Raw genomic sequence first — 22,743 nt, 5'->3', positions numbered from 1 at the left:
TAAATTTTTACGCTTTTTCCCAGGCGTTTGTTGTAAAATTATATTTTTTAATTACCCTTGCCGGGTTACCTACGGCTACCGAATAATCCGGAATATCCTTGGTAATCACGCTGCCCGCGCCAATTATAGCATGTTTGCCTATGGTAACACCCGCTGTAACTACGCAGTTTGCACCTATCCAAACATTATCCATTATGTTTATTTGTTTGGTAACCACTTTTTGAACCCTTGGGGGTAGGGTTACATCCTCGTAACCATGGTTTAAGCCCGATACTACAATGTTTTGGGCCAGCATTACATAATTGCCCATAGTAACAGGGCCAATAATTACGTTGCTTATTCCTATACCGCAGTTGTTGCCTATGATAACATCGCCTACACCGTTGTTTATGGTGGCAAAATCCTCAATAATGGTTTTACTGCCTAATGAAAATTTGTTAAACGGAAACACGTCCAACCGGGCATAATGCCTTACAACGGCGCCTTTGCCACGGGGATAATAAAATGGTGTAACAAACCAGCGTACCCATAACCTCGGCCTCGATTCGCCGGTTGGGATCAGCATCCAGTGTACAAGCTTTTTAAGCTTTGGGTTTGATTTTATTTTGGAGGTTAGTGACATGGGCTGGCTTTGTTATGTTAATTGTAGATCTGCCTGGTTAGCCTGTAATAGTTTTTGCTCTGCATCGTCAATTCGTTTACAACCTATAATTATAGCCGTTGCCAGGTGGAACAATATGATAGATGGATACTGTACGAGTGCCTGCTGCGGAAAGTTACCAATGTTAAAGGCAAATAATACCAATATCATGGCCATGCAGTAGTTTTTGAGCTCGGGGTTTCTGATCTGGAAATAATAATTTATTCCCGTTTTTAGTACCACAAAAAACAGTGTACAAAATAAAATAAGTCCCATCCAGCCCATCTCAACGGCAACGCGAACATAACCGCTATCCGGCGGAAATTTAGCCAGCATGGAGTTAGGTGCAAACCTTCGTCCCCAGATACCTACCGAGCCTAAACCGCCCCCAAACGGGTGCGACAAGATAAACGGCTTGATACGTTTTTGATTTTCGGCCCTTACGTTGTATGATGGATCATCAGATGGTTTAAATGCAGTTTGGAAACGTTTAATAAGTGGGTTTGACGTTGGCATCACTATCAAAACTGCCAAAAAGAAACCACCTATCAGCGTAAACGTTAATACGCGCTTATTGAAGTTTATAACAGCCAATATACCCAGCGACGCTGGAATTAATACATAAGCGGCTCTTGTACCAGAGTAAAGCATTACCAACAAAAAGAAGGCAGCCAGCATACCCAGCATTACTTTTTTACTGGTGTTACGTTTGCCCATCATTAGCGCCATGCAAATAAGGCTGCCTATTACCATGTTATATGAAAACGTAACCGGATCAGAAAATGTGCCGAATTTACGCATATGGCCCTCTATAAACAGCAGTTGTACCCGCAAGGGATCAGAGTAAAGCCACTTTTTTTCAAACGGTAAAAAGCCGAAATTTTCCTGTTGAAAGGCGGATATAGCTGCAATTAAATCAAGGGAAAGCCATAATTTAAGTATAAATTTTATAAAACTGGTTGATTTAATGTGATATGAAAACACAAAAAACATCAACATAATAAAACCTACCGTACGCACGGTATACACCCAGGCCAGTATGGATGAGGCGGCGGGGTTTGCAACCTGCAACAGGTTGTATGCCAGCCAAACCAATATAAGCTTGCTTATGGGGTTTTTAAAATAGCTATAATCATTATCATCGCGCTGCTTAATAATATAGCCCAATATGAGCAAATATGTTAAAGCATCTAAAAGCGTACCGATAGGTATGGAATCTGGGATAACTTCAGATACGTAGTTAATATAAAAGGAAAAAATGATAAAAATGGTTATACCAAAATGTGGATAGGCCACCACGGCGTACAACATGGGCAAGCCTATAAGGATAATTAATATAGCGCCCAGTCCTAAAAATTGCGCCTTATAAGTTACAAAACTGATAAAAATACCGGCTGCAATCAAAAATAAGATCATAACCGGGCTCGAAAACTTTTGTTGCAATAAATTGCTCCTAAAGCCTCCTGCATTATGATGATTATCTGTTTTGTTTGATGGCATTGTAATAACAAGTTGTTACAGAAACAAAATTTTGATTACCCAAACAAAAACACCAATAAAGGAAACCACAATGGCCGCCTTACGTGATTTGTTTTGTAGCGGGGTTAAATGTTCAAACGGATCTGGTTCTGGCTCTATGGGGTCTATTCTCATAACGTTAAACCTAATGATTAATTAATGAGTTTAAAATCCGGGATCGGCCCGCTATTTAACCTCTTTTTTTATCAAAACTTGTTTTGTTAAGTACCCAGCCTCCATACTTGGTGCCAAGGTTTTTCAAAAAGGCCAGGTGTACTTTTTGGGAGTTGCTAAGCTCTTTATTAGCCTCAAAAACAGTTACCGTTTTGTTGGCAAATAATAACCATTCTTTTGATTTGTTTAAGGCGCTTAATGGCGCGGTATCTATAATGATGATATCATATTTTGAACGCAAATCATCAAAACGGGTTTTTATGAAGGCTTCGTCGCCAATTTCAAGCAGTGTTACATCACCCGCGTGATTGCCAAAAACCGCTGCCGAGCCACTGTTTACTTCAAGCGTGTAATCATAGTAGGGGTTATTTTTAAAATAATCCTCAAGATACATGGTAGGGTGGGTAGCCTGTGTAAGATCGGGCTTATCAAAATTGCCATCAATCAATAACACTTTTTTATTGATCATGGAGTAGGAGTAGGCCAGGCTTGTTGCAAAAAGCGTTTTACCCTCATTAGGTCCCAAACTGGTAACTGCAATAATTTTTTCGCCACGTAATTCCTGGTCAATTTCAAACCTTATTGAGCGTAGCAACTCCTTAAAGTGCTGCATCTTATCGCGGTTTTCAACATCCCATAATTTGCGCAAATCGGGGCTTGCTCCTGGTATTCTGTTCAAATAGCCCAGCAATGGCAATTGAGTTTTGTTAACCAGGTCTGCAGGCTGTTTGATAGATTTATCAAGATAAAACATCATAAACAACACAAACACGCAAACAAATAAGGTTACTATAAAGCATAAAGCAATCAGTATCATCTTTTTTGATGGCTGTGCTGCTTCAGGGGCTCCGGCTTCAACCTGTACCAGCTTAATGCTGAAGTTTGATTTAAGGTTGGTTTCGTTATATTTGTTAAGCACATCAAGATATTCCTTGCTGGCTATATCAATATCAAAATTGTAGGTTTTTACTTTGGCGTCAAAAGGTACCAGCCTGTTAAACTTGGCATTCAAAATACCTACCTCATCATTGATTGATTTAATGCTGTATTTGGCCAAATCGCGCGAAACCTCAAGCGTTAATTTTTGCTTTACCAAATCGTCAACATGCGTTAGCGGACTGGTCACATATTTATCATCTGTTTGATGAATTTGCGATGTTAATTCATTCTGAAGTGAATCAACTATAGGTTTATAAACAGGGTTGTAATTGCTGCGGATGTATTTGTTTAGCATCACATGCAATTGATCTTGCGTAGCCGTAACGGTTTGGTTGTATTTGCTTACGGTAGCCTCAACATATTTTCTATCGTTGGGATTAAACTTGTTTTCGATGTTTTTGAGCGCTCCTTCATAAGATGCGATATCTTTTTCGGCTTCCTGCTTTTTGGTGTTATACGTCATCATTTGAGCAAAAATCTCTTTTGATTGCTCATCAAGGTTAATGATGCCGTTATCTATTTTGTATTGCTGTAGCTGGGCGGTTTTATCATTTAGGGCAGTGCGTTTTTTATCAAGCAAGGTTGATAAAAAAGCAACCGCGTTTGATTCATTTGCCTTAACTGTTTTGGTGTAATAGCTAATAAATTGGGCGCAAAGCACATTTACCACAGTTGCAGAAAGTTGTGGATTTTCAGAATCGTAACTTATTGAGATAAAATCACTTTCATCATCGCGAAAAATGAGCAGGTCCTTAAGCAGGGCAACATCGTCATATTTCATCGAACGCAGCAGGGCGTCAAGCTTTTTTTCTTCGGGGCTATAAAGTGATAAAGCCTCAAGGTGATCAAATTTATACTGAAAAGTTTTGATGGCATTTTCACGTTCGCCATCATTTATTTCTAAAAACTCCTTGCTTGGTTTGCGGTAGGTTTCATTAGGGTTTTTAAGATCGTGAAGGATAGCGGTATACGAAACCTGGTTTAAAATCTTTTTTAACTTCATGATAGCCATGAGGTTACTAAATTCGCTTAAAACCTGTTGTTCCTGTACGTTAACATTGGCGTCCTTGTCAAGCAAATGGCGCGATGCGTCAATAATACCGGTAGCTATCTGGGCGTGCGAAGCGTAGGCATCGGGGAGTTTTTTTATAAAAAAAAACGCCACCGCTGTAGCTACAATCGGTACCAGTATGAGTATTAAAATGTATTTTTTTAAAAGCTTAAAAAAATTGCCTATCTCCATCTATTTTACGTCCTCTAATTTTATGCCTAATAGCTCTTCTAAATTTGTTTTGGCGGTCCAGGTTGATAATTCGGCCTGTACCATAAACGAATTTTGGTTGTAATAACTATTTAATTGCTCATTATAGATTTGAAACGTGGTTTCGCCTTTTTGAAACGCGTATTTTAGTTGCTTTACCGCCGCGCTGGCATCAGTTACCGCGCCGGTGCGTAATCGCAACTCCGTCATAGCCTCTAAATAAGTAAAATAAAGTTTTCGCACCTGCGCTTCAAGGCTAAGCATGTATTCGGCCTGTTGGTATTGCGCAACCTTGTAGGTTTCACGTGCCGCGCTGGTTATGGATGGATTGGTAATTAACTGGCCAAGGCTGAATGTAACAGCCAATTGATAACCTTTAAATATGGAGGGCGTTGCCTGGTTAACCAGGTTTTGCGGGCTGTAAATATATGAAGCAGTTAACCCATCCAGCCAGGCAAATTTGGTAGCATTATAATTGCTGTGCGCCGCTGCAACCTGGCTTTGCTTTACCTTAACCTCGGGATAATTCTTTTTAGCGATAGCTACAAGTTTATCAAGGTATGCCATATTAACATTATTTATAAATGTTTCCTGGGCATGTAAGTTATTGGCAAGTAGTGATATAGTTATTAAAAAGCAAAAAAATTTCAGGTGCTTATTCATTATTTATACTTTTTCTTTTTGAAATAGAGCAGGTACGGTTCCTATAATAATCCGTAAATCTAACCAAATAGAATACTTTTGAGCATAAAAGTTGTCTAATTTTTTTCTTTCCCTTTCGCTCATATCTTCTTTACCACGTTTGCTTATCTGCCATAACCCGGTTAGCCCGGCAGGGCCTAAAAAGCGCATCGACCACTCGTTTGATGTTAGCATTTCTGCTTCGTAAACGGGTAACGGCCTGTTGCCCACCACACTCATATCGCCAATTAAAATGTTAAATAATTGTGGCAGCTCGTCAAGACTTGAGTTACGTAAAAAGTTGCCCAGTTTGGTAATACGCGGATCGTTTTTGATTTTCACAAAGGCGGCTTTAGGCGCACCATCCTCGGTAGCATACTGGTTGTTTTCTGTTGATAATTTAGCCAAAAGCTGATCGGCATCGGTACGCATCGATCTGAATTTGTAAAAATCAAATACCTTATATCCTGTACCAACACGTTTGCTTTTGTAAAATACCGGACCTTTTGAATCAAGCTTGATCAATATGGCAACCACCAAACAAACGGGCGACAGGAAAAATAACATCGAACCTGAAATTACCAGGTCGATAATACGTTTGCCAAACGGCATTTTATAAGTGGTATCAACTTCTTTTGATAACTCAAGCAATTTTGGTTTAATCAGCTTAAAAGTAACAAGGAAGTTTAAACGCTCGCGCAGGTCATCAATAGAAAACGGCAAACTGTAAAAATCATGCACTCTTAACTGAAGCGCTTTTTTCTTAAGTTCTTTATCGGCATGAGTTGACAGCAATACAATGATTGAACCGTTAAGCAGGAAGCTTTTTTTGATTTCCTGAACCAGTTTGAAACATTTGCCTTCGGTATCAACCTCTATGAGGATAATATCCGGAACACTTAAAATAGATTGATTACCCAGGTATTCTTCTAACTGGGCAATAGAGTCGTTATAAGTAATATTAAAATTACTAAGGCCACTTGTTACAAGGTCTTTAAAATCAACTCCTGCATAAGCAATCTTGATGTGCGAACCAGAATTTTCGTTCCAATCAGACGTTTGATGATTCATAAACTTGTAGTAGTTGGTTAATTGCTGATTTTAGTTCATTTGGTTTAAAAGGTTTGTGCATGTAGCCATCAATTTTAAAAGGCATCTTGCTTACCTGTTCATCAAGATCATGTGCTGCCGATAACAACAACACCGGGATATCGCGGTAAAAACCACTGATTTTAACATTCTTTGCAAATGATTGCCCATCAAAATAAGGCATTTGAAGATCGGAGAGGATCAGATCCGGAAAATTACCTTCTTCAAGCCATCCAAACGCGTCGATGCCGTTGCTTTTTACAACAACATCATAGTCTTTTGAAAGGATGAAATTGAGCAGTTTTAGTATGCTTAAATCGTCATCGACAATTAGTAATCTTTTCTTCATGTTGCGGGTTTGTGGAATTTGAATTAAAAAAGCAGGTGTAACATGTAAACTAAAAATAATTTAAAGGTGATTCGGCTTTAATTCCTTTGCAAATAAATGTTTTTTATATTGATAGGTGTACGTTAAAACAACGCTTAGAGTTTTGTTTTTATGTAAATAATGCCAAAACCTTTACACTTTAACGTAAGCAAACAATTCCTGTACCGAAAATACATATATTAACTACATAATATATGTTCAAAACTTTTTTATTTGCTAACAAACTATTTGCCTCATTTAAAGAGGTAAGTATGTGCGTGCTATGTATTCTTTGCTTAAATCATTATGTTTCATTTGCTTTAAGGTTGAGGAAAATATTCCCGTTTGGGTAGTATGCCCTACAAAACAGGGTAAGTTTTTGCCGGTTTATAACCATTAATTAATTCCGTTGTGCCAGGTTACTTTAAGGGCGAATTTTATATTTTTGGTAGATAGCAATAAAGCAAGGGTTTGAACAGGCTGGCGAAAAATAAACACATTATCATGTATGGGGCATCGCTCGCGGTGATGTTGTTTTTAATGCGTTGGCTGGAGTATAGGTTTATCATTATTGATAACTCGCTCGAAATTTATATTGGCGCTATAGCCATCATTTTTACCTCGCTGGGCGTTTGGCTGGCTCTTAAATTAAGTTCGCCAAAGGTTAAAACTATTCATGTTGAAAAAGAAGTTTACGTGTATAGTAACGAAGGCTTCGTTTTAGATGAAACCATACTCACGCGTTTAAACATCAGCAGGCGCGAGTTAGAAGTTTTGCAGCTGATGGCCGAAGGATTAAGTAACCAGGAAATTGCCGGGCGCTTGTTTGTATCGTTAAATACCATCAAAACACACTCCTCAAATATTTTTGGCAAGCTGGAGGTTGACCGCCGCACCCAGGCCGTTGACAAGGCTAAAAAGCTTAACCTTATTGCCTGAAAATTATAGTACTTTGGTATGAATTGGCTGTATTTCTACAAAATCACCCTAAAGTATGACTGCCCGGAAAAAGCCGATTCGCAAATTTGCAGCATCAAACTTTAAAGCTTAAAACAATGAAAAAAAATGTACTCACTTTTGGCTTAATAGCCGGCTGCATTGTAACCATGATGATGCTTATAACCGCTGTGTACTGCCAGGGCGCCAGCGAAAGCGTTAACATGTACCTTGGGTATGGCACCCAACTTATCGCTTTCTCCATGATATTTGTGGCCGTTAAAAACTACAGGGATAAATACAATAATGGGGTTATAACTTTTGGCAAGGCTTTTACCATTGGCCTTTACATAACACTGATAGCGGCAACCATGTATGTAGTGGCATGGCTGTTTGACTATCATTTTTTTATGCCCGATTTTATGGATAAATACGCCGCCTCAATGATTGCCAAGGCGAAAAGCAGTGGCAAAAGTCAACAGGAAATAAAGGAGCAAATTGTAAGCGCAACCAATTTAAAACAGATGTATAAAAATCCGGTGTTTTTAATATTGATAACCTATGCCGAAATTTTGCCTGTAGGTTTGCTGATAGCGCTTATCAGCGCGCTGATATTGAAAAAGAAAATAAGTGATAATAACCTTGCTGTTAGCTAAATATATTGCATAATACCGTAAATAAGAAGGCCCTCAAGTAAATCAACTTAAGGGCCTTTTGTTATGATAAGATTTGATGAAAAGCTAATTATTGCTGAATGACAGACATGATATTCCCCGCGGGATCTGCAAACCAGGCTATGAGCGGGCCGCCATCCCTGAAAATGCCTTTCGCATCGGTTTTAAAGTGCTCTTCATTGTAAATAATGAATTTTACGCCACGTTGTGTAAGTTCATCCACTGCCGCATCTATATCAGGTACCGGGAAGTTGAGTATGGTAAAGGTGGCCGGTATATGGTTTGGCTTAGGGTAAGCAATTACCTGATTACCACCCGCAAGTTGTATGCTGATAACGCCGCCCATGGCTTCATCTTTTACTTCGAGGCCCAATACGTTGCTGTAAAACTCTTTGGCCGCCGCGGTATCATTTACCGAAAACCCGCCGAATGCTTTGCTTTCTTTTAACATCATCTTTTTGTTTTAATTAACAATTCACAAACCTCATCTTTTGTTTTGGCTTTAATCTGTTAATACTTCGGCATGAAAGCCAAGGTCTTTCAAAAACAGGATAAGTGCCCTGGCTTTAATGGCGCGATCGTTACATTGTACCCGCAAAATTTTATCACAGTCGTCCAAATCGAAATTGGCTTTATAGCCTGCAAAGGCGCGGTGAATGTGCTGTAACAAAATATCAGCGTTTTTACGCTTGTTTACATTGGTTTTAAAAACTTCTACCGTCATAACAGTTTGTATTTTTAACCCGCTTGTATAACAGGTTTATTTTGATGTGAACAAAGGCGCGTATTTTTCACGCTGCGTGTAAGCCAGGAATAAAAAGGCTATCAGTAGCGGTATTACTAAAGCAAGGCCCGATGGCGACAGAAATGCGTTTACAAACACAATGTTTACCATTACCGGGAACAGCGCTACCAACGCCAGCGCAACGTACCTGCCAAATAATAAAAATAATGCGCAAACTAACTCTGTTATTTTTACAAGCATCATCAGGTAGCCCGATGCGGCCATGCCATCGTTAAATGTTTTTAGGCTTCCGGTTTGCTCTGGCATTTTAAATGCGTGGAAAACTACGGCGGCAAAATAGGTACCGGCAGCAAACAGGAACATTAGCGCTACCAGGGTACGTACAATAATTACAGCTATTTTCATGATTATAAGGTTGTTTTTAAATTGTGATTGTTAATATTATTCGGTTGCTTTAAGCTGATCAAACTTCTTCCAGAAATAGTAGGTAATAAACAGGATTATCAATACCACTACAGGTGGTATTAATTGGCTAAGCGGATCGCCCACAAAACCACGTGATGCTATCGCCCCCAAAAAAGTAAAAGCAAAGCCGGCATAAGCCCATTCTTTAATGGTTTTAAATTTAGTTTGCAGTATGGCAATAACGCCCAATAGTTTTGCAAACCCGGTAAATACCATGAAATAAATGGGATAGCCCAGGTGCTTTAAAACATCAACGCCCGCTTGTTGCTTTGTTATACCACCATAAGCATCTCCGGCCATAGCCAGGGCAAACAGTATGGTTAATATCCAATAGGTAATTTTTACGCTTTTGGGTTTCATGGTTTTTACGGTTTACTATCCGCGGATTTCGTCAAAACTAACCATCCATGAAATGCCAAATTTATCTACCAGCATCCCAAAATAGCTGCCCCATGCCGACATAGACATCGGTACTGTAGTGATACCATCGGCCGAAAGCGCGTTATATATGGTATCTCCTTCTTCCTTACTTTCCACATTAAGCGATAAATGGAAGTTGTTGCCTTGCTTGTAGCCCATACCCATTTCGCCAACAGTATCTGTAGCCATCAAGATATTGCCTTTACCTATAGGCAAAGCAATGTGCATGAGTTTGTTTTTGTCTTCTTCGGCCACATTCTCGGCACCCATATCGGCAAAACGGATTACGGCCGCGAATTCGCCACCGAATACAGATTTGTAAAAATTGAAGGCTTCCTCGGTATTGCCCGGGAAATTTACATAAGGATTGATAGTTACCATGGTTATTGATTTTATAGTTTATAGTTTTTTGGTTTAACAGGAGTAAAGCTACGCCGATTAAAGATAAGCAAACAGGGTAGAATACGACAAATAAAGGGTATAATTAAGACAAGAAATTTTTATCGTACCGAAGTAAACCTATACAGATAGGGGGCTTTATGCGCGCCGCCGGTGAATTTTTTTGCAATGCGCTCTAAAATACCCAGACTTAATATTTTACGCTGAAAGGCAGCCCTGATTAGTTTTTTGCCCAAAACGGTTTCGTAAAGACTTTGCAGTTCGCCCATGGTAAATTCTTCGCCAAGTAAGTTAAAGCCAATTAGCTTTTGATCGAGGTTGGTTTGCAGCGTTTGTAAGGCTTTTTGGATAATTTGGTTATGATCCTGCATCAATTGGGGCAGGTTATCTAAACTATACCAGTCGCAACTATCAGAGATCGCATCGGGAGTAGGGATAGCTTTCGTAAAATCTACCAGGGCGTAATACCCTACCGATATAAAACGCTTAAGCAACCAGTGATCAGCAGGTGGGGTATAGCCACGGGCAAGCATAATTGCCCGTAACGGCTCGGGATCGTAACGGCTGTAATCGCCAAAAACATAAAACTGGTCAAGAAAAATATTGGTAAGCCCGGTTCTGTCAAGCAGTACGCGGCGGGCAGCCTGATTTACATCTTCATCGTCATGAATAAAGCCGCCAGGCAGGGCATATAAGCCGGTGTTTTTGTAAGCAAGCAGTAGTACTTTAAGCTGATTATCGTGAAAACCGAAAATAACGGCATCAATAGCCAGTCCGGGCAAATAGCCATCGCCTTGGGTATTACTTTCCTGGTTTCTGAATTCCTTATTCATGTTTTGTAAAAAGTGAGGAGCAAATAACAAAAAAATTTGATGCCGCGATAAAATTAATTATTATTGTAACATAATGATACAATAAGTATCAAAAACCTGTTTAAACCAATTAAATAAGAAATAAACCCATGACGAAACCAATTTTAGCAGCCTTGCTGCTGATGCAGTTTGCATCTGTAAAGTTGTTTGCCCAAACCGGCCCGCAGGTAACCATCCAAAATGGTAAGGTGGAAGGAGTGAAGGAAGCAGGATCGGCTATTACCACCTTTAAAGGCATTCCGTTTGCCCAGCCGCCCGTTGGCGATTTGCGCTGGAAAGAGCCACAGCCCGTTAAAAACTGGGACGGGGTGTTAAAAGCCGACCATTTTGGCAATAACCCTATGCAACGGCCAATTTTTGGCGATATGGGCTTCCGCTCGGCAGGTATGAGCGAAGATTGCCTTTATCTTAACGTTTGGACTCCTGCCAAAATCATGAATGAAAAACTACCCGTACTGGTATATTTTTACGGTGGCGGCTTAGCGGCAGGCGATGGATCTGAACCGCGTTATGATGGCGAAAGCCTGGCTAAAAAAGGCATTGTGGTTTTAACTGTAAACTACAGACTTGGTGTGTTTGGCTTTTTTTCGCATCCTGATTTGACTAAAGAATCGCCTAACCATTCATCCGGTAATTACGGTTACCTTGATCAAAACGCCGCTTTGCTTTGGGTACAAAAGAACGTAGCCAAATTTGGCGGCGATCCTAAACACGTGACTATTGCCGGCGAATCTGCCGGGTCGATCTCGGTATCGGTACAAATGGCGTCGCCGTTATCAAAAGATCTGATCAATGCAGCCATTGGCGAAAGTGGCGCAGGGATCAAGCCTACTTTAAATTCTATCCCGCTGGCCGAGGCCGAAAAGAACGGTGTCGCTTTTGCTGCCAGCATCCAGGCTGGTTCATTGGCCGATTTAAGAGCAAAAACGGCTGTTGAATTGTTGGATATCACCAATAAGCCTGGTCAGATGCGGTCGCCAATGACACCTACTATTGATGGTTATTTGCTACCAAAATCATTACCCGAGATATTTGAAGCCGGCGAGCAGGCAAAAGTGCCTATCCTGGTGGGCTGGAACTCGGCCGAAGTACCATACCAGTTTTTAATGCGTGCTGATGCTCCAACATTAGAGAACTACAAAAAAACTTTAACCACCGTTTATGGTGATAAAGCCGACGAAGCATTGAAATTATACCCGGCTACAAATGATGAGGAAGTGATTAAATCGGCAACGGCGCTGTCAAGCGATAGGTTTATTGTATACAGCACCTGGAAATGGGCCGATCTGCAAATTAAAACCGGTGGAAAACCGGTTTATCGGTATTTGTTTTCGCGCGTGCGCCCTGCCATGACTGCTGCTATGGGCAATGCTACCGCAGGCCTTGCAGGCGGTGTGGTAAAAGGCGACGCTAATAAACCAGCCCCTAAACCAGCCGGACCGGTTGGTGCCGCCCACGCGTCTGAAATTGAGTATGCGTTAGGTAACCTGGCCACCAACAAAACTTACGCTTGGACACCTGATGATTACAAAGTATCTACAACCATGGAAGATTACTTTGGCAATTTTATAAAAAACTATAACCCCAACGGTGCCGGTTTGCCAAAATGGGATGCCAATACAGGCAAAGGCCCGGTTAAGTTTATGAATATTGATGTGAAAAGTCAGCAGCAAACCGAAACGGATCGCGATCGCTATTTATTCCTGGATAAGGATTATATGAAATAAAATATATAACCATAAGGTAAAAGGAGGCTGTTTTCTGCAAAAGAAGGCAGCCTCTTTTTTTGGGGTTACCGGGGCTGCAAAATAAATGAACAAAGTTGCTGAAGCGTGAGAGGGTATTAACTATTATCTTCATTAAAAAAAAGCGAAGTATCATAAACAGTGATTAAAATTCCGCATATTTATATACAGTTATAACCAATAGCCAAAAATTATGAAAAATGCGTTTGTAACCGGATTAATCCTGGGGATTATGAGCGGAACCTGGTTGTTTATAATGCGGTCGTTTGGGTACACCAGTACCGGTAATCATGTACGGCCAATTGAATATTTATCATTACTAATACCTTTTTGCGGGGTTTATTTCGGGGTAAAAACTTACCGTGAAGACGAGAAAAGCGGGGAGATTAGTTTTTTTGAAGCCTTGTTTCAAAGTTTCAGAATTTTGCTGATAGGAGGGTTATTTGCCTGCCTGGCGGGCATAGTTTACATCAATTACTTTGATATGGCCAGCAACCTGTTTGCCTTTTCGGGGCGTTTATTTGGGGGCCTGGCGCTGGGCCTTTTAATTTGCGTTGGGTCGGCAGCTGCTTTAATGAATAAATCGAGCAAATTGGGTTGAGATTACGCTTACCTGTTAAACCGGAAAATAGCAGCATTATCGTTCTTTTTACCCGTGATAAGGTCATGGATGATATTGGCTGCTATCACGCTAAAAGTGATACCATTACCGCCAAAGCCCAAGGCAAAATAAGTGTTAGGCCGCTCTGGTATCGAACCAATATAGGGTAAGCCATCCTTGGTTGATGCAAAGGCGCCTGCCCATTTAAAATCGGGCGCCAACGGAATTTGTGGCATCTTTTTCGAGAAGGCTTTTCTTAACATTTCCGCTTTTTTATCTATTGTTGATGGTGCAATGTGCGGGTGATGAAAAGGATCGTCCCTGCCGCCTATCAATATCCGGTTTTCGCTCACCACCCTAAAATACATATATGGTGTAGCTGTTTCCCATACCAGGCTATTTTGATACCAAAAAGTTGTATCCTCAATCGGTTCTGAAACCATAGCGTACGTTGAGTTGATATCAGCTATTTTTTTTGACACGTATTGCAGGCTCTCGTAGCCGCTGGCAATAACTAATTTCTTCGCGTTTATTTTAAGGTTGCTGGCCGTGTGTAGTGTAACACCATGTTTGGTATGTTCAATTTGCTTTATGGGGGTATTGTTATAAACCTTATGTCCGGCATGTTCAAAGGCGTTGAACAGGGCATGGGTAAGCAGGTAAGCATCCACTTCGCCGCCATCTTTAGATAAAATGGCTCCCGGCGCGTTAAAACCAAATTGTTTTTGAATTTCATCTTCATCCAGCCATTGCACTTTAAAGTTGTGCTTTTTGCGTAACTCATACTCGGCTTTTAAGTCACTTAAATGTGTTTTAAAGCTGGCGTATTGCAGGCTTGGTTTGAGGTGAAAATCAAAAGCGGGTTTTAATGATTTACATAAATCAGCAATATCATAGATGGCTTCGCGGCATAGTTTATAGCTTTTAACGGCATCAGCCTCGCCAACGTATTCTTTTAATTTAGTTAAGGGGATGTCAATTTCATATTGCAAAAAAGCGGTACTTGCCGCGGTGCTGCCAAGGCCCGCGTGGTTTTTATCAAACACAGCCACGGTTAAACCAGCGTTTCGCAAATGCCAGGCCGTTAAAGCCGCACTGATGCCGGCACCCATAATGGCTACATCAACCTTAATGTTTTCTTTTAATGAAGGATAGGTGTTGACAATGCCATTCTTCATTAGCCAGTAGGGGTGTTGCTGATATAGGTTCATAATAGTTTTGAGAAGTGCGCCGGTTATAGTGGACTTTATTACTACACAACATGGCGTTATAGCTTATGTTTTACCTGAATCATTGTTAAAATAATAAGAAGAGCAGGTTAATTGTACGGCACGAAAAAAATATTTAAGTTCAAACAGGTGCAAATGAATGGTTTAACAATGGTGTTTGAATTTCTTTGAAAAAAAATTTTGCAACTTAATTTAAAATCCTACTTTTGCACACCCAATCAGGGAAGCGGGATGTAGCGTAGCCCGGTATCGCGCCACATTTGGGATGTGGAGGCCGCAGGTTCGAATCCTGCCATCCCGACAAAAGCGATACCAAGTATCAAAACCCTTTAAATCGAAAATTTAAAGGGTTTTCTTTTCTGATTGGAAGAACATAATACCCGGCGAAAGCCAAACGGGATGTAGCGTAGCCCGGTATCGCGCCACATTTGGGATGTGGAGGCCGCAGGTTCGAATCCTGCCATCCCGACTAAAGCGATACCAATCGAAGTCAAAAATCCGCAAATCACATTGATTTGCGGGTTTTTTGTTTTTATTCCCACCAAAAAACACCAATCAATATCAAGGAAGATGTGAGCAATTGCGTGAGTAAATTAAGTGTTTTACATTTACTCGTAGAAATAGACTTAACTAATTGTAAATCAATTTATTAAGTCATTTATTTTGATTGCTTTTGATGGGTTTTAGCCCCTGTTTTTGTGAGTAAAATTCATCACCTGCGTCAATGATTATCAAGTAAAATTAAAATGAATTGATATGAGGAGCAGTAACACATTTGGTATTCAGTTTGTAATCAGGCTGTCCAAGCTACAAAAAACCGACCCCGCAACCGTATTTGCGCGTATTTCTGTTAACGGCAGGCGTTGTGAAATTTCTTTGAAAAAGAAGATCAACCCGCAAAATTGGGATGATGCAAAGGGTAAAGCGCGGGGTACGAAAGATGAAATCCGCAAACTTAATGAACATATTGAGCGGGTACGCACATTGATAGCCGATTGCTATCATGCCCTGGTGCAACAGAAAAAAGTTGTAACAGTCGATGCAGTTAAAGCCTTATTTCTCGGAGATGATGAAAATGAAATGACTTTGATAAAACTTAGCGAGTATCATAATTCAGAAATGAAAGATAAGCTTGCCGATGGTACAATGAAGAATTATTATACCACCCAAAAGTATATTGCAAAGTTTCTAAAGGAAAAACTTCACAGGAATGATATTAATCTCGCCGAATTGAACTACAAGTTTATAATTGACTTTGAGACCTATTTAAGCAAGCATCAACCTAAAGACCACCAAAAGCCATTACATAACAACGGCATCATGAAACACCTTGAACGCCTTTGTAAAATGGTAAATATGGCGGTTACGATGGATTGGTTAAACAAAGACCCTTTTGCTAAGTTCAAACAGCATTTTGATAAGGTAGAAAGGTTTTACCTTACCAAAGAGGAATTAGCCGCTATTGAGAAGAAAAAATTTAGCATCGAACGTTTACAGACCGTTAAAGACCTTTTTCTTTTCAGTTGCTACACAGGGTTGGCCTATATAGATACCATGAACCTGACCACTGAAAACATTATTAAAGGCATCGATGGTAACGATTGGCTAATCACGAGCAGACAGAAAACCGATACTGATGTGCGTGTTCCTTTATTGCCACAAGCAGAAGCATTAATAGAGAAGTATAAAAATCACCCTAAAGCTTCCAATCATGGCACTTTGTTTCCAGTGATTTCCAATCAAAAGACAAATTCTTATCTCAAAGAGATTGCCGACTTGTGTAACATAAACAAAGCTATTACTTTTCATATAGCCAGGCATACTTTCGCGACGACCGTAACATTGAGCAATGGGGTTCCTATTGAATCAGTAAGTAAAATGCTTGGTCATACCACTATTCGTTCCACGCAGGTATATGCTAAAGTAGTTGAACAGAAGCTTAGTGAGGACATGCTGAATTTAAGAAAGCGGATGGCCAGCCAATAAATTATAATAAGAAAAGGTGCTTGGAAGGCACCTTTTCTTATTATATAGAGAATAATTTATAAATCTGCACCGTTATAATTTATGAAATATTTGTGATTTTCTTTATACAACTCATCTTCATCCCAGCTAACTATCAATTTACGAATCTCACCTGCGTATAGTACAGAAAGCTCACGGTCCTGATATTTTCTATAAAGTTCAAACAGTCCTTTTTTCCCCTGTTCTAAGTCGTTTTCAAGGTTCGAGATTTCCTTTTTGAGCTTGTTAATTTCTAAATCATGTTCATAATTTTCATCAAGTGAGCTAACATTGATTGGCTCGACACTTCCAATTTTTATTTTCTTATTTTCAATGGCTTTTATTTTTTCTTCGGCCTCCCTAATTTTTGGTTTAGCTTTTAAAACTTGGTCTAATAGCACTGTTGTTTGTTCTGTAATATTTGGCATAGGGTTAATATTTAATTATCGCAAATGTAAACAATACACCAACTTAAAGGTGTTCAAAAATCACTATAGAGCATTGTAAACCAAACTTATTGTTTGATGTTTAATATCAAAAGCCGAAACCATGCCCAACAAATACTTTAAACCACATAAGCCTTACGACCGCAACCCACATCAATATGATATAGGTGTATTTGTTGGATTGAAAAAAGGTTACGAAGATAACCTATTCATAAAGAAACTATTTACACTACCCGAACTCGAATACGCCGCTTATTACCTGTATCACCTGACATACTTTTTAAATAAGGAGCCTAATGGTGAGCACGAGTTTTTTTCTTTTGTGTGGCAGATCGTTTTAAGGCGTATCAAATTTATAGAAATCAAAGACCCTTTCAATTCGAGCCATGCGCTGGATATGGAAATACTCGATAAGCTACTTAGCTTTCAAAAGTACCTGCGCTCTATCGACCAGTGGAATACACAAAAAACACTGCCCGAAATCATTGCAGACCAACAGGACGAGATCAGGAAGCAACAGGCCGAAATAGGCACATTAAAAGAAGACTTGAAAGCAGCAAGGAAGTTAGAGACGCAAGAGTATATTAACATTGCAGATGGTTACCTCTTAAGCTTTTTGGATATCTGCCTGCAAGCGCAGGAAGCCATGTTACCGGATAGCGGTAAAGAGTTGGTATTTTCCCAAACACAGATCGTTTGGTGCAAGATGATTGCTAAGTATTTCAGAGAGGGTAATAACGAGATCAGTTTAGAAACCATACGCCGCTATTTCCCTGCCGATAAGAATAACCCCGGCTCGAAATACGCCAAAATTCCATCGGAACTAAAGTTGTTTCAACTTAAACCCGCACGAAAGCGGAGTTGAAAACCGTTCAAAACTAACCTTACTTATTTTCTCTTTTCACAAGCAACAATAACTTGAATTTCAGCACTGTACAGGCTTGTCACAGCTTGTTATAAACGCTGTCAATTTAACCACGCAAAACCGCGTGGTCACGCCCGCGATACCTTTTTGTTTTCATTTGCTTCATGGAAATCATCAACCAAGAAGCTCTAAGCCGGTGTATCAGGGATGCAGTCAGGGCAGAATTACAGGAACATTTTAAGATGGGCGAAACCTCGCCACAGGACGAACGGCTATTGTCCAAACAAGAACTGTCCGAAGAATTAGGCGTCTCATTGGTCACGCTTACGGACTGGATGAAAAAGGGGCTACCCTATTTACGCCTGCATAAACGGGTGTATTTCAAAAAGAGCGAAGTGCTCAAAATCATGCAACAAAAAACTAAAGATTAACAGGAGGGCAAAATGAACATCGAGTTTATCACGAAAGAGGATTTGAAAAAGTTGGAGAACTTATTATACGAGATCAAAGGACTTTTAAAGCCCGGTCAGGGTCAGAGTAAGCAGTGGTTGAAAAGCTACGAAGTCAGGAAGCTGCTTAACATTTCGCCCGGCACCTTGCAGAATTTAAGAGTCAACGGCACGCTCCGATATACCAAGATCGGCGGCCTGCTTTATTACAAGCGGGAGGACATTGAAACACTTTTGGAAGGTGACGGCAAGTAAGGCTTCGTGTACGAAGCCCAAAGCGAAGCTTTGGTGAAAAGGCGGCGCAGCATACCGCTTGCGGTATAGCTGTATATCTGGATATACCGGCCGGAGGCCGTTAACCAAACCCATTTGCCGATAAGAAGCAAGTTTGTGTTTTCGGTACCCGAAAACTCCGCCCATGCCTTCGGCAGGACGGCAAACTTGCTTTTTGCTCCCGATGGTCGCAAAAAGGGAAAGCGGAATTTAGGATGATATAAGTGTATGGAAACAACTATAAAGACAGGGACGAAAACGTCAAAGCCGAAGCATAAAGGCGGCAGGCCGAAAGCCAGTATCAAGCGTGAATCCCATGCCAAAATCCGGTTGACTGCCACCGAGCGAATACTATATAATGGGCGGGCTAAAGATGCAGGAATGAACCTTAGTGACTTTGTGAGGGCGGCTATAAAGTCCGCACGAGTTATTGCCCGGCTATCAGTTGAAGATATGAAAATTATGCGCATGGTGACAGGACTTGCCAACAACTTAAATCAGTTGACCAAACTTGCCCATCGGGACGGGCTTCTGTCTGTTGCCCGAAAATGCAGTGAGGTTTTAAATGAGATCGACCAGGCATTAAAATATTTGAATAACGATGATCGCTAAAATACCCAAGCCCGGCAGAAGCTTCGGCGGTGTAGTGGAATACAATGTATTGAAAAAGGATGCGGAGTTGCTTTTCGCCGACGGCATTAGGACTGATCATGTAAAGCACATGATAGCAGATTTTAATATGCAGCGGAAACTTAATCCCGGATTGGGTCAGGCAGTCGGTCACATTGCATTAGGCTTTAGTGCAAATGATAAAGGTAAATTAACCAATGACCTGATGACCGCTATAGCCAAAGACTACCTGCAACGAATGAAGATTGATAACACGCAGGTTTTGATTGTCCGGCATCAGGATAAAGCACATCCACATTTGCACATCGTTTATAACCGGGTTAATAATGATGGTAAGACCATTGCCGATAGTTTCCAGCAGTATAAAAGCATTAAGGTTACTAAGGCTCTCACCTTACAACATGGGTTATTTATTGCTGCCGACAAGAAGCAAGTTAACCGGGAGCAGCTAAAAGGTGCCGATAAAGTAAAGTACGAATTATACGACAAGATCAAAGCCGCGAGCAAGCAGGCAGCTACAATGGGAGAATTAAAGCAGGTATTGGCAAAACAGGGCATCACCACCCAGTACAAGTTAAAAAGCGGCACACTGGAGATACAGGGAGTTAGTTTTAGCAAAGGCAAGTACACCTTTAAAGGGTCTGAAATAGACCGAAGTTTAAGCTATGGCAATCTCACCAAGCAGCTACAGGAGCAAGCTAAAGAAAAACACGTAGCCGATCAGCAGCCATCCTTAGCCCAGCAGTTACGAGACGTGTTAAATACTGAACGAGGAGAAGCGCAAGGAAGCGCAAAGCAAGAATTGAGCGCAGCCCTCGATCTATTTGGACACATGCCGGTAATAGCCACAGACCCCGAACCGCCCCGCAAACGCAGAAAGAAAGGCCAGGGCGAAGATGAAGAACAAAGTAGAGGCATGAGAATTTAAAACAATTAGAATTATGGAAAATCACGAAGATAATTTACAACAGGAGATTATAGACAGTTTATCGCGAAAGCTCGGTGAACTGGAAAAGCGGCAAACCAAATTAGAAAGTGCAAACTTTGAGGAAATGCCGGAAAAGATTAAAGGATTGGAAAAATCGTTAGAGGAGATCAAGGAGACGAAAACCACCGAACTAAACGACCAGCTAAAGCAATACGGTAATCAATTAAACACATTTGGTGAGCAAATTAAATCCTTTCCAAAGGAAATACACGTTCGCAAAAAGATTGATTTTGATACGAGATCAAAATTTGTAATTCGTACACTTTTATCGTTAATTGGGATTGCCGCTGTATCGGTTGGAATTATGATTGTGTTAGCTTTCGAGTTAAACAATCGGTCTGATTATAAAGACAAGTATAAAATTGTTCAAGGCTTTTATCCGCGTGTATCAGAACAAGTTGATAGTGCATACTTAGCTAACAAAGACACGTTACTTAATCAAGCAGAAATAAATATCGAACACCGTACCGAATTGATGAATGCTGAATTAGATGCTAAACAGGCAAATGAAAAAAGCGAAGATGCGAAACAGAAACTGATGAAGCTGAAAAAGCACAAGTCGAGATAGCCGGTTTGTGTGCTACCGATAATATAAAATCTTATATTTTTACAGGTGCTTTAATATTTTCAAGAAATGCCGTTTACATTTTCGCATCCTGCTATCATTTTACCGTTAGGAAAGCTTCCTAAACAATGGTTTTCAATGACCTGTTTGGTTATTGGCAGCATGGTGCCGGACTTTGAATATTTTTTAAGATTGCGGGTGGAGAGTATTTACAGCCATACATGGTTGGGATTAATTTGGTTTGACATTCCATTGGGTTTGTTATTGGCGTTTCTCTATCAGGCATTTATTAAAAACAATCTGATAGAGAATTTACCGGCAGTTTTAAATCGCCGATTTTCTACGTTTAGAGGCACATACAAGGACGGCACGTTATTTCAATATTTTACAGTAGCAGTTATTTCCATTTCGATAGGTGCAGTATCGCACTTAGTTTGGGACAGTTTTACTCATCCTCACGGATATTTCGTGACAGTAATTCCGGCGTTATCTTATGTTGTTTCTTTTGGCGGGCACCAATTATATGTCTTCAAAATAATTCAACATAGCAGTACAATAATTGGGGCGATTATCATTATAGCGTTTATTGCCAGTTTGCCACAGGGACAGCTTAAAAGGCAACGAAATATAATGTGGTTTTGGATGCAGGTTGCTTTTGTGTCGGTGGTTGTTGTCAGTATAAGATTGATAGCCGGACTTTCATGGCACCGTTACGGAGATATTTTAGTTACTGCTATTGCGGGTGGGCTATTAGGTTTACTTTTCGCTTCGTTAACTGTTTACTGGAAAACAGGCAACAAACCATTTGATATATAATATTAAGGACAAAAAAATGGTGACATGAATTTAGAACGTTATCCATATATAAATAGCAATGACTTTCAAGATTACGAGTTTTATAGTGACGGGCCAAAAGGACGGATTAAAAAAATTGTAATGTTTACCAAAATCCCAAACTCGGAACCGCCAATTTATAATTTAGGTTTTGGAGATCAAGACCCGGAATCAGGTGAGACGGACGATGTTGTGGTTAGTAATAATGAAGACAGGGATGTGGTTTTGGCTACAGTAGCGAATACCATTGTTGAGTTTTGCAATCATTATGGTAATCACTACATCTATGCAAAAGGCAGCACCGCTGCCCGTACTCGACTTTACCAAATGGGAATAGCGGGTTTATGGAACGAAATTAGCAAGGATTTTGATGTGTATGGATTGAAGGATGACGCTTGGCACGAGTTTGAACCCTATACAGTTAACTATGAGGCGTTTTTGGTAAAACAGAAGTAAATAACTATATTTGAATATTGCGTTAGAAAGGAGTTAGCATGGCTATTGTAGAAAAGAAATTAAAAACTATAAAAGGTTTCGGGCCGGGGGTAGTTAGCGACAACGTTAAAAGTCACGCAAACGAACCATTCTTTATTAAGAAGTTAGAGGAAGCCACTCAAACCTTACAAAGGGTTGGGCTCCCTGTTCAAAAAAAGAAATAAATATTTTTGAAAATGATATTTAAAGGCTGGATATTTAAATCCGGCCTTTTTTATGGCCATTGAAGTTAGGTATGCTACATTTTTTAAATCTTCATTTAACTAAAAGTTACAATACTCAAAGGGGTAATGAGACAGCTTTTGGTGCAGATTTTTTGCCTTTCCAGTGGCCGATAGGTCGAAAATACCCTCTGCGATTATGGCGCAAGGTTCTATGACCCGGTAATTGGGAGGTGGACAACCCCTGATCCGTTAGCGGAAAAGGCAAGACGGTTTAG

Annotated in this window: 29 protein-coding genes and 2 tRNA genes; 16 read left to right on the top strand and 15 right to left on the bottom strand. The window is 40.3% G+C overall.

Annotation, left to right across the window (positions count from 1 at the left end):
* Positions 1–7 precede the first annotated feature (7 nt).
* The 7 genes from QWZ17_RS02805 to QWZ17_RS02775 all read right to left on the bottom strand — a co-directional run bounded on the left by QWZ17_RS02805 (position 8) and on the right by QWZ17_RS02775 (position 6,651).
* Complete coding sequence (locus QWZ17_RS02805) at positions 8–622, bottom strand: acyltransferase (RefSeq protein WP_290303379.1); 615 nt, start codon at positions 620–622, stop codon at positions 8–10.
* 12 nt (positions 623–634) lie between these two features.
* Positions 635–2,140, bottom strand: coding sequence for an O-antigen ligase family protein (locus QWZ17_RS02800; protein ID WP_290303377.1), 1,506 nt, complete (start codon positions 2,138–2,140; stop codon positions 635–637).
* A gap of 15 nt (positions 2,141–2,155) precedes the next feature.
* Entirely contained in the window at positions 2,156–2,293 is a 138-nt protein-coding gene (locus QWZ17_RS02795) for a hypothetical protein (protein WP_290303375.1), read from the bottom strand.
* Positions 2,294–2,348: 55 nt separating this feature from the next.
* Entirely contained in the window at positions 2,349–4,514 is a 2,166-nt protein-coding gene (locus QWZ17_RS02790; RefSeq protein WP_290303373.1) for an exopolysaccharide transport family protein, read from the bottom strand.
* The gene (locus QWZ17_RS02785; RefSeq protein ID WP_290303372.1) at positions 4,515–5,099 is read right to left on the bottom strand and encodes a TolC family protein; all 585 of its coding nucleotides are present in this window, start codon (positions 5,097–5,099) and stop codon (positions 4,515–4,517) included.
* Positions 5,100–5,198: 99 nt separating this feature from the next.
* Positions 5,199–6,284 carry a sugar transferase gene (locus tag QWZ17_RS02780; protein WP_290303371.1) on the bottom strand — a complete coding sequence of 362 codons (1,086 nt, stop codon included), beginning with the start codon at positions 6,282–6,284 and terminating at the stop codon, positions 5,199–5,201.
* Entirely contained in the window at positions 6,265–6,651 is a 387-nt protein-coding gene (locus tag QWZ17_RS02775) for a response regulator (RefSeq protein WP_290303370.1), read from the bottom strand. Before QWZ17_RS02775 ends, QWZ17_RS02780 begins: the two co-directional genes overlap by 20 nt.
* 522 nt (positions 6,652–7,173) lie before the next feature.
* Between QWZ17_RS02775 and QWZ17_RS02770 the strand changes: the two genes are divergently transcribed.
* Together QWZ17_RS02770 and QWZ17_RS02765 are read left to right on the top strand one after the other, a co-directional pair.
* A complete protein-coding gene (locus QWZ17_RS02770) occupies positions 7,174–7,608 on the top strand; it encodes a response regulator transcription factor (RefSeq protein WP_290303369.1) in 435 nt (144 codons plus the stop codon).
* Positions 7,609–7,724: 116 nt separating this feature from the next.
* A complete protein-coding gene (locus QWZ17_RS02765; protein WP_290303368.1) occupies positions 7,725–8,261 on the top strand; it encodes a DUF4199 domain-containing protein in 537 nt (178 codons plus the stop codon).
* Between the two features lie 88 nt (positions 8,262–8,349).
* Here the strand turns inward: QWZ17_RS02765 and QWZ17_RS02760 are convergent, their stop codons facing one another.
* From QWZ17_RS02760 to QWZ17_RS02735, 6 genes are all read right to left on the bottom strand, one after another.
* Positions 8,350–8,733: a VOC family protein gene (locus QWZ17_RS02760; RefSeq protein WP_290303367.1), complete on the bottom strand. Its 384-nt coding sequence runs from the start codon at positions 8,731–8,733 to the stop codon at positions 8,350–8,352.
* A gap of 48 nt (positions 8,734–8,781) precedes the next feature.
* A complete protein-coding gene (locus QWZ17_RS02755) occupies positions 8,782–9,003 on the bottom strand; it encodes a hypothetical protein (protein WP_290303366.1) in 222 nt (73 codons plus the stop codon).
* Positions 9,004–9,039: 36 nt separating this feature from the next.
* Entirely contained in the window at positions 9,040–9,429 is a 390-nt protein-coding gene (locus QWZ17_RS02750) for a DoxX family protein (RefSeq protein ID WP_290303365.1), read from the bottom strand.
* 36 nt (positions 9,430–9,465) lie between these two features.
* The gene (locus QWZ17_RS02745) at positions 9,466–9,849 is read right to left on the bottom strand and encodes a DoxX family protein (RefSeq protein ID WP_290303364.1); all 384 of its coding nucleotides are present in this window, start codon (positions 9,847–9,849) and stop codon (positions 9,466–9,468) included.
* Positions 9,850–9,864: 15 nt separating this feature from the next.
* Positions 9,865–10,290: a VOC family protein gene (locus tag QWZ17_RS02740; RefSeq protein ID WP_290303362.1), complete on the bottom strand. Its 426-nt coding sequence runs from the start codon at positions 10,288–10,290 to the stop codon at positions 9,865–9,867.
* 119 nt (positions 10,291–10,409) lie between these two features.
* Entirely contained in the window at positions 10,410–11,141 is a 732-nt protein-coding gene (locus QWZ17_RS02735; RefSeq protein ID WP_290303360.1) for an NUDIX hydrolase, read from the bottom strand.
* Positions 11,142–11,269: 128 nt separating this feature from the next.
* Here QWZ17_RS02735 and QWZ17_RS02730 point away from each other — a divergent pair, with 128 nt between their 5' ends.
* On the top strand, positions 11,270–12,907 hold the full coding sequence (locus QWZ17_RS02730; RefSeq protein ID WP_290303358.1) for a carboxylesterase/lipase family protein: 1,638 nt from the start codon (positions 11,270–11,272) through the stop codon (positions 12,905–12,907).
* Positions 12,908–13,118: 211 nt separating this feature from the next.
* Positions 13,119–13,526 (top strand): DUF4199 domain-containing protein, encoded by a 408-nt coding sequence (locus QWZ17_RS02725; protein WP_290303356.1) that lies wholly within the window; start codon positions 13,119–13,121, stop codon positions 13,524–13,526.
* An 8-nt stretch (positions 13,527–13,534) separates the two neighbouring features.
* Here the strand turns inward: QWZ17_RS02725 and QWZ17_RS02720 are convergent, their stop codons facing one another.
* Positions 13,535–14,737 (bottom strand): NAD(P)/FAD-dependent oxidoreductase, encoded by a 1,203-nt coding sequence (locus tag QWZ17_RS02720; RefSeq protein WP_290303355.1) that lies wholly within the window; start codon positions 14,735–14,737, stop codon positions 13,535–13,537.
* 245 nt (positions 14,738–14,982) lie between these two features.
* Between QWZ17_RS02720 and QWZ17_RS02715 the strand changes: the two genes are divergently transcribed.
* The 3 genes from QWZ17_RS02715 (at position 14,983) to QWZ17_RS02705 (ending at position 16,741) form a co-directional block, all read left to right on the top strand.
* Positions 14,983–15,056, top strand: a tRNA-Pro gene (locus QWZ17_RS02715).
* 94 nt (positions 15,057–15,150) lie between these two features.
* Positions 15,151–15,224 (top strand) — tRNA-Pro (locus QWZ17_RS02710).
* A gap of 287 nt (positions 15,225–15,511) precedes the next feature.
* Entirely contained in the window at positions 15,512–16,741 is a 1,230-nt protein-coding gene (locus QWZ17_RS02705; protein ID WP_290303352.1) for a site-specific integrase, read from the top strand.
* 56 nt (positions 16,742–16,797) lie between these two features.
* Here the strand turns inward: QWZ17_RS02705 and QWZ17_RS02700 are convergent, their stop codons facing one another.
* Positions 16,798–17,187, bottom strand: coding sequence for a hypothetical protein (locus QWZ17_RS02700; RefSeq protein ID WP_290303351.1), 390 nt, complete (start codon positions 17,185–17,187; stop codon positions 16,798–16,800).
* Between the two features lie 121 nt (positions 17,188–17,308).
* Between QWZ17_RS02700 and QWZ17_RS02695 the strand changes: the two genes are divergently transcribed.
* The 9 genes from QWZ17_RS02695 (at position 17,309) to QWZ17_RS02655 (ending at position 22,468) form a co-directional block, all read left to right on the top strand.
* Positions 17,309–18,070: a hypothetical protein gene (locus QWZ17_RS02695; protein ID WP_290303350.1), complete on the top strand. Its 762-nt coding sequence runs from the start codon at positions 17,309–17,311 to the stop codon at positions 18,068–18,070.
* Positions 18,071–18,234: 164 nt separating this feature from the next.
* Positions 18,235–18,501, top strand: a complete 267-nt coding sequence (locus QWZ17_RS02690) for a helix-turn-helix transcriptional regulator (RefSeq protein ID WP_290303349.1) — start codon at positions 18,235–18,237, stop codon at positions 18,499–18,501.
* Between the two features lie 12 nt (positions 18,502–18,513).
* Positions 18,514–18,774, top strand: a complete 261-nt coding sequence (locus tag QWZ17_RS02685; protein ID WP_290303348.1) for a helix-turn-helix domain-containing protein — start codon at positions 18,514–18,516, stop codon at positions 18,772–18,774.
* A 246-nt stretch (positions 18,775–19,020) separates the two neighbouring features.
* A complete protein-coding gene (locus tag QWZ17_RS02680; protein ID WP_290303346.1) occupies positions 19,021–19,404 on the top strand; it encodes a plasmid mobilization protein in 384 nt (127 codons plus the stop codon).
* Complete coding sequence (locus QWZ17_RS02675; RefSeq protein WP_290303345.1) at positions 19,394–20,350, top strand: relaxase/mobilization nuclease domain-containing protein; 957 nt, start codon at positions 19,394–19,396, stop codon at positions 20,348–20,350. The genes QWZ17_RS02680 and QWZ17_RS02675 overlap by 11 nt, the downstream gene beginning before the upstream one ends.
* 13 nt (positions 20,351–20,363) lie before the next feature.
* Positions 20,364–20,978 (top strand): hypothetical protein, encoded by a 615-nt coding sequence (locus QWZ17_RS02670; protein WP_290303343.1) that lies wholly within the window; start codon positions 20,364–20,366, stop codon positions 20,976–20,978.
* Positions 20,979–21,044: 66 nt separating this feature from the next.
* Entirely contained in the window at positions 21,045–21,791 is a 747-nt protein-coding gene (locus QWZ17_RS02665) for a DUF4184 family protein (RefSeq protein ID WP_290303342.1), read from the top strand.
* Positions 21,792–21,815: 24 nt separating this feature from the next.
* Entirely contained in the window at positions 21,816–22,265 is a 450-nt protein-coding gene (locus tag QWZ17_RS02660; RefSeq protein ID WP_290303341.1) for a DUF6934 family protein, read from the top strand.
* A gap of 38 nt (positions 22,266–22,303) precedes the next feature.
* Positions 22,304–22,468 (top strand): hypothetical protein, encoded by a 165-nt coding sequence (locus QWZ17_RS02655; RefSeq protein WP_290303340.1) that lies wholly within the window; start codon positions 22,304–22,306, stop codon positions 22,466–22,468.
* The last annotated feature ends 275 nt before the right edge of the window (positions 22,469–22,743 follow it).

It is taken from the genome of Mucilaginibacter flavus, assembly GCF_030409315.1.
GTDB classification, from domain to species: domain Bacteria; phylum Bacteroidota; class Bacteroidia; order Sphingobacteriales; family Sphingobacteriaceae; genus Mucilaginibacter; species Mucilaginibacter flavus.
Note: the sequence above shows the minus strand (reverse complement) of the source record. Positions and strands in the feature narration are given on the sequence as shown.

Excerpts from the sequence above, each read along its gene's own strand:
- QWZ17_RS02805 (WP_290303379.1), bottom strand. The coding sequence starts at position 622 with ATGTCACTAACCTCCAAAATAAAATCAAACCCAAAGCTTAAAAAGCTT.
- QWZ17_RS02800 (WP_290303377.1), bottom strand. The coding sequence starts at position 2,140 with ATGCCATCAAACAAAACAGATAATCATCATAATGCAGGAGGCTTTAGG.
- QWZ17_RS02795 (WP_290303375.1), bottom strand. The coding sequence starts at position 2,293 with ATGAGAATAGACCCCATAGAGCCAGAACCAGATCCGTTTGAACATTTA.
- QWZ17_RS02790 (WP_290303373.1), bottom strand. The coding sequence starts at position 4,514 with ATGGAGATAGGCAATTTTTTTAAGCTTTTAAAAAAATACATTTTAATA.
- QWZ17_RS02785 (WP_290303372.1), bottom strand. The coding sequence starts at position 5,099 with ATGGCATACCTTGATAAACTTGTAGCTATCGCTAAAAAGAATTATCCC.
- QWZ17_RS02780 (WP_290303371.1), bottom strand. The coding sequence starts at position 6,284 with ATGAATCATCAAACGTCTGATTGGAACGAAAATTCTGGTTCGCACATC.
- QWZ17_RS02775 (WP_290303370.1), bottom strand. The coding sequence starts at position 6,651 with ATGAAGAAAAGATTACTAATTGTCGATGACGATTTAAGCATACTAAAA.
- QWZ17_RS02770 (WP_290303369.1), top strand. The coding sequence starts at position 7,174 with ATGTATGGGGCATCGCTCGCGGTGATGTTGTTTTTAATGCGTTGGCTG.
- QWZ17_RS02765 (WP_290303368.1), top strand. The coding sequence starts at position 7,725 with ATGAAAAAAAATGTACTCACTTTTGGCTTAATAGCCGGCTGCATTGTA.
- QWZ17_RS02760 (WP_290303367.1), bottom strand. The coding sequence starts at position 8,733 with ATGATGTTAAAAGAAAGCAAAGCATTCGGCGGGTTTTCGGTAAATGAT.
- QWZ17_RS02755 (WP_290303366.1), bottom strand. The coding sequence starts at position 9,003 with ATGACGGTAGAAGTTTTTAAAACCAATGTAAACAAGCGTAAAAACGCT.
- QWZ17_RS02750 (WP_290303365.1), bottom strand. The coding sequence starts at position 9,429 with ATGAAAATAGCTGTAATTATTGTACGTACCCTGGTAGCGCTAATGTTC.
- QWZ17_RS02745 (WP_290303364.1), bottom strand. The coding sequence starts at position 9,849 with ATGAAACCCAAAAGCGTAAAAATTACCTATTGGATATTAACCATACTG.
- QWZ17_RS02740 (WP_290303362.1), bottom strand. The coding sequence starts at position 10,290 with ATGGTAACTATCAATCCTTATGTAAATTTCCCGGGCAATACCGAGGAA.
- QWZ17_RS02735 (WP_290303360.1), bottom strand. The coding sequence starts at position 11,141 with ATGAATAAGGAATTCAGAAACCAGGAAAGTAATACCCAAGGCGATGGC.
- QWZ17_RS02730 (WP_290303358.1), top strand. The coding sequence starts at position 11,270 with ATGACGAAACCAATTTTAGCAGCCTTGCTGCTGATGCAGTTTGCATCT.
- QWZ17_RS02725 (WP_290303356.1), top strand. The coding sequence starts at position 13,119 with ATGAAAAATGCGTTTGTAACCGGATTAATCCTGGGGATTATGAGCGGA.
- QWZ17_RS02720 (WP_290303355.1), bottom strand. The coding sequence starts at position 14,737 with ATGAACCTATATCAGCAACACCCCTACTGGCTAATGAAGAATGGCATT.
- QWZ17_RS02705 (WP_290303352.1), top strand. The coding sequence starts at position 15,512 with ATGAGGAGCAGTAACACATTTGGTATTCAGTTTGTAATCAGGCTGTCC.
- QWZ17_RS02700 (WP_290303351.1), bottom strand. The coding sequence starts at position 17,187 with ATGCCAAATATTACAGAACAAACAACAGTGCTATTAGACCAAGTTTTA.
- QWZ17_RS02695 (WP_290303350.1), top strand. The coding sequence starts at position 17,309 with ATGCCCAACAAATACTTTAAACCACATAAGCCTTACGACCGCAACCCA.
- QWZ17_RS02690 (WP_290303349.1), top strand. The coding sequence starts at position 18,235 with ATGGAAATCATCAACCAAGAAGCTCTAAGCCGGTGTATCAGGGATGCA.
- QWZ17_RS02685 (WP_290303348.1), top strand. The coding sequence starts at position 18,514 with ATGAACATCGAGTTTATCACGAAAGAGGATTTGAAAAAGTTGGAGAAC.
- QWZ17_RS02680 (WP_290303346.1), top strand. The coding sequence starts at position 19,021 with ATGGAAACAACTATAAAGACAGGGACGAAAACGTCAAAGCCGAAGCAT.
- QWZ17_RS02675 (WP_290303345.1), top strand. The coding sequence starts at position 19,394 with ATGATCGCTAAAATACCCAAGCCCGGCAGAAGCTTCGGCGGTGTAGTG.
- QWZ17_RS02670 (WP_290303343.1), top strand. The coding sequence starts at position 20,364 with ATGGAAAATCACGAAGATAATTTACAACAGGAGATTATAGACAGTTTA.
- QWZ17_RS02665 (WP_290303342.1), top strand. The coding sequence starts at position 21,045 with ATGCCGTTTACATTTTCGCATCCTGCTATCATTTTACCGTTAGGAAAG.
- QWZ17_RS02660 (WP_290303341.1), top strand. The coding sequence starts at position 21,816 with ATGAATTTAGAACGTTATCCATATATAAATAGCAATGACTTTCAAGAT.
- QWZ17_RS02655 (WP_290303340.1), top strand. The coding sequence starts at position 22,304 with ATGGCTATTGTAGAAAAGAAATTAAAAACTATAAAAGGTTTCGGGCCG.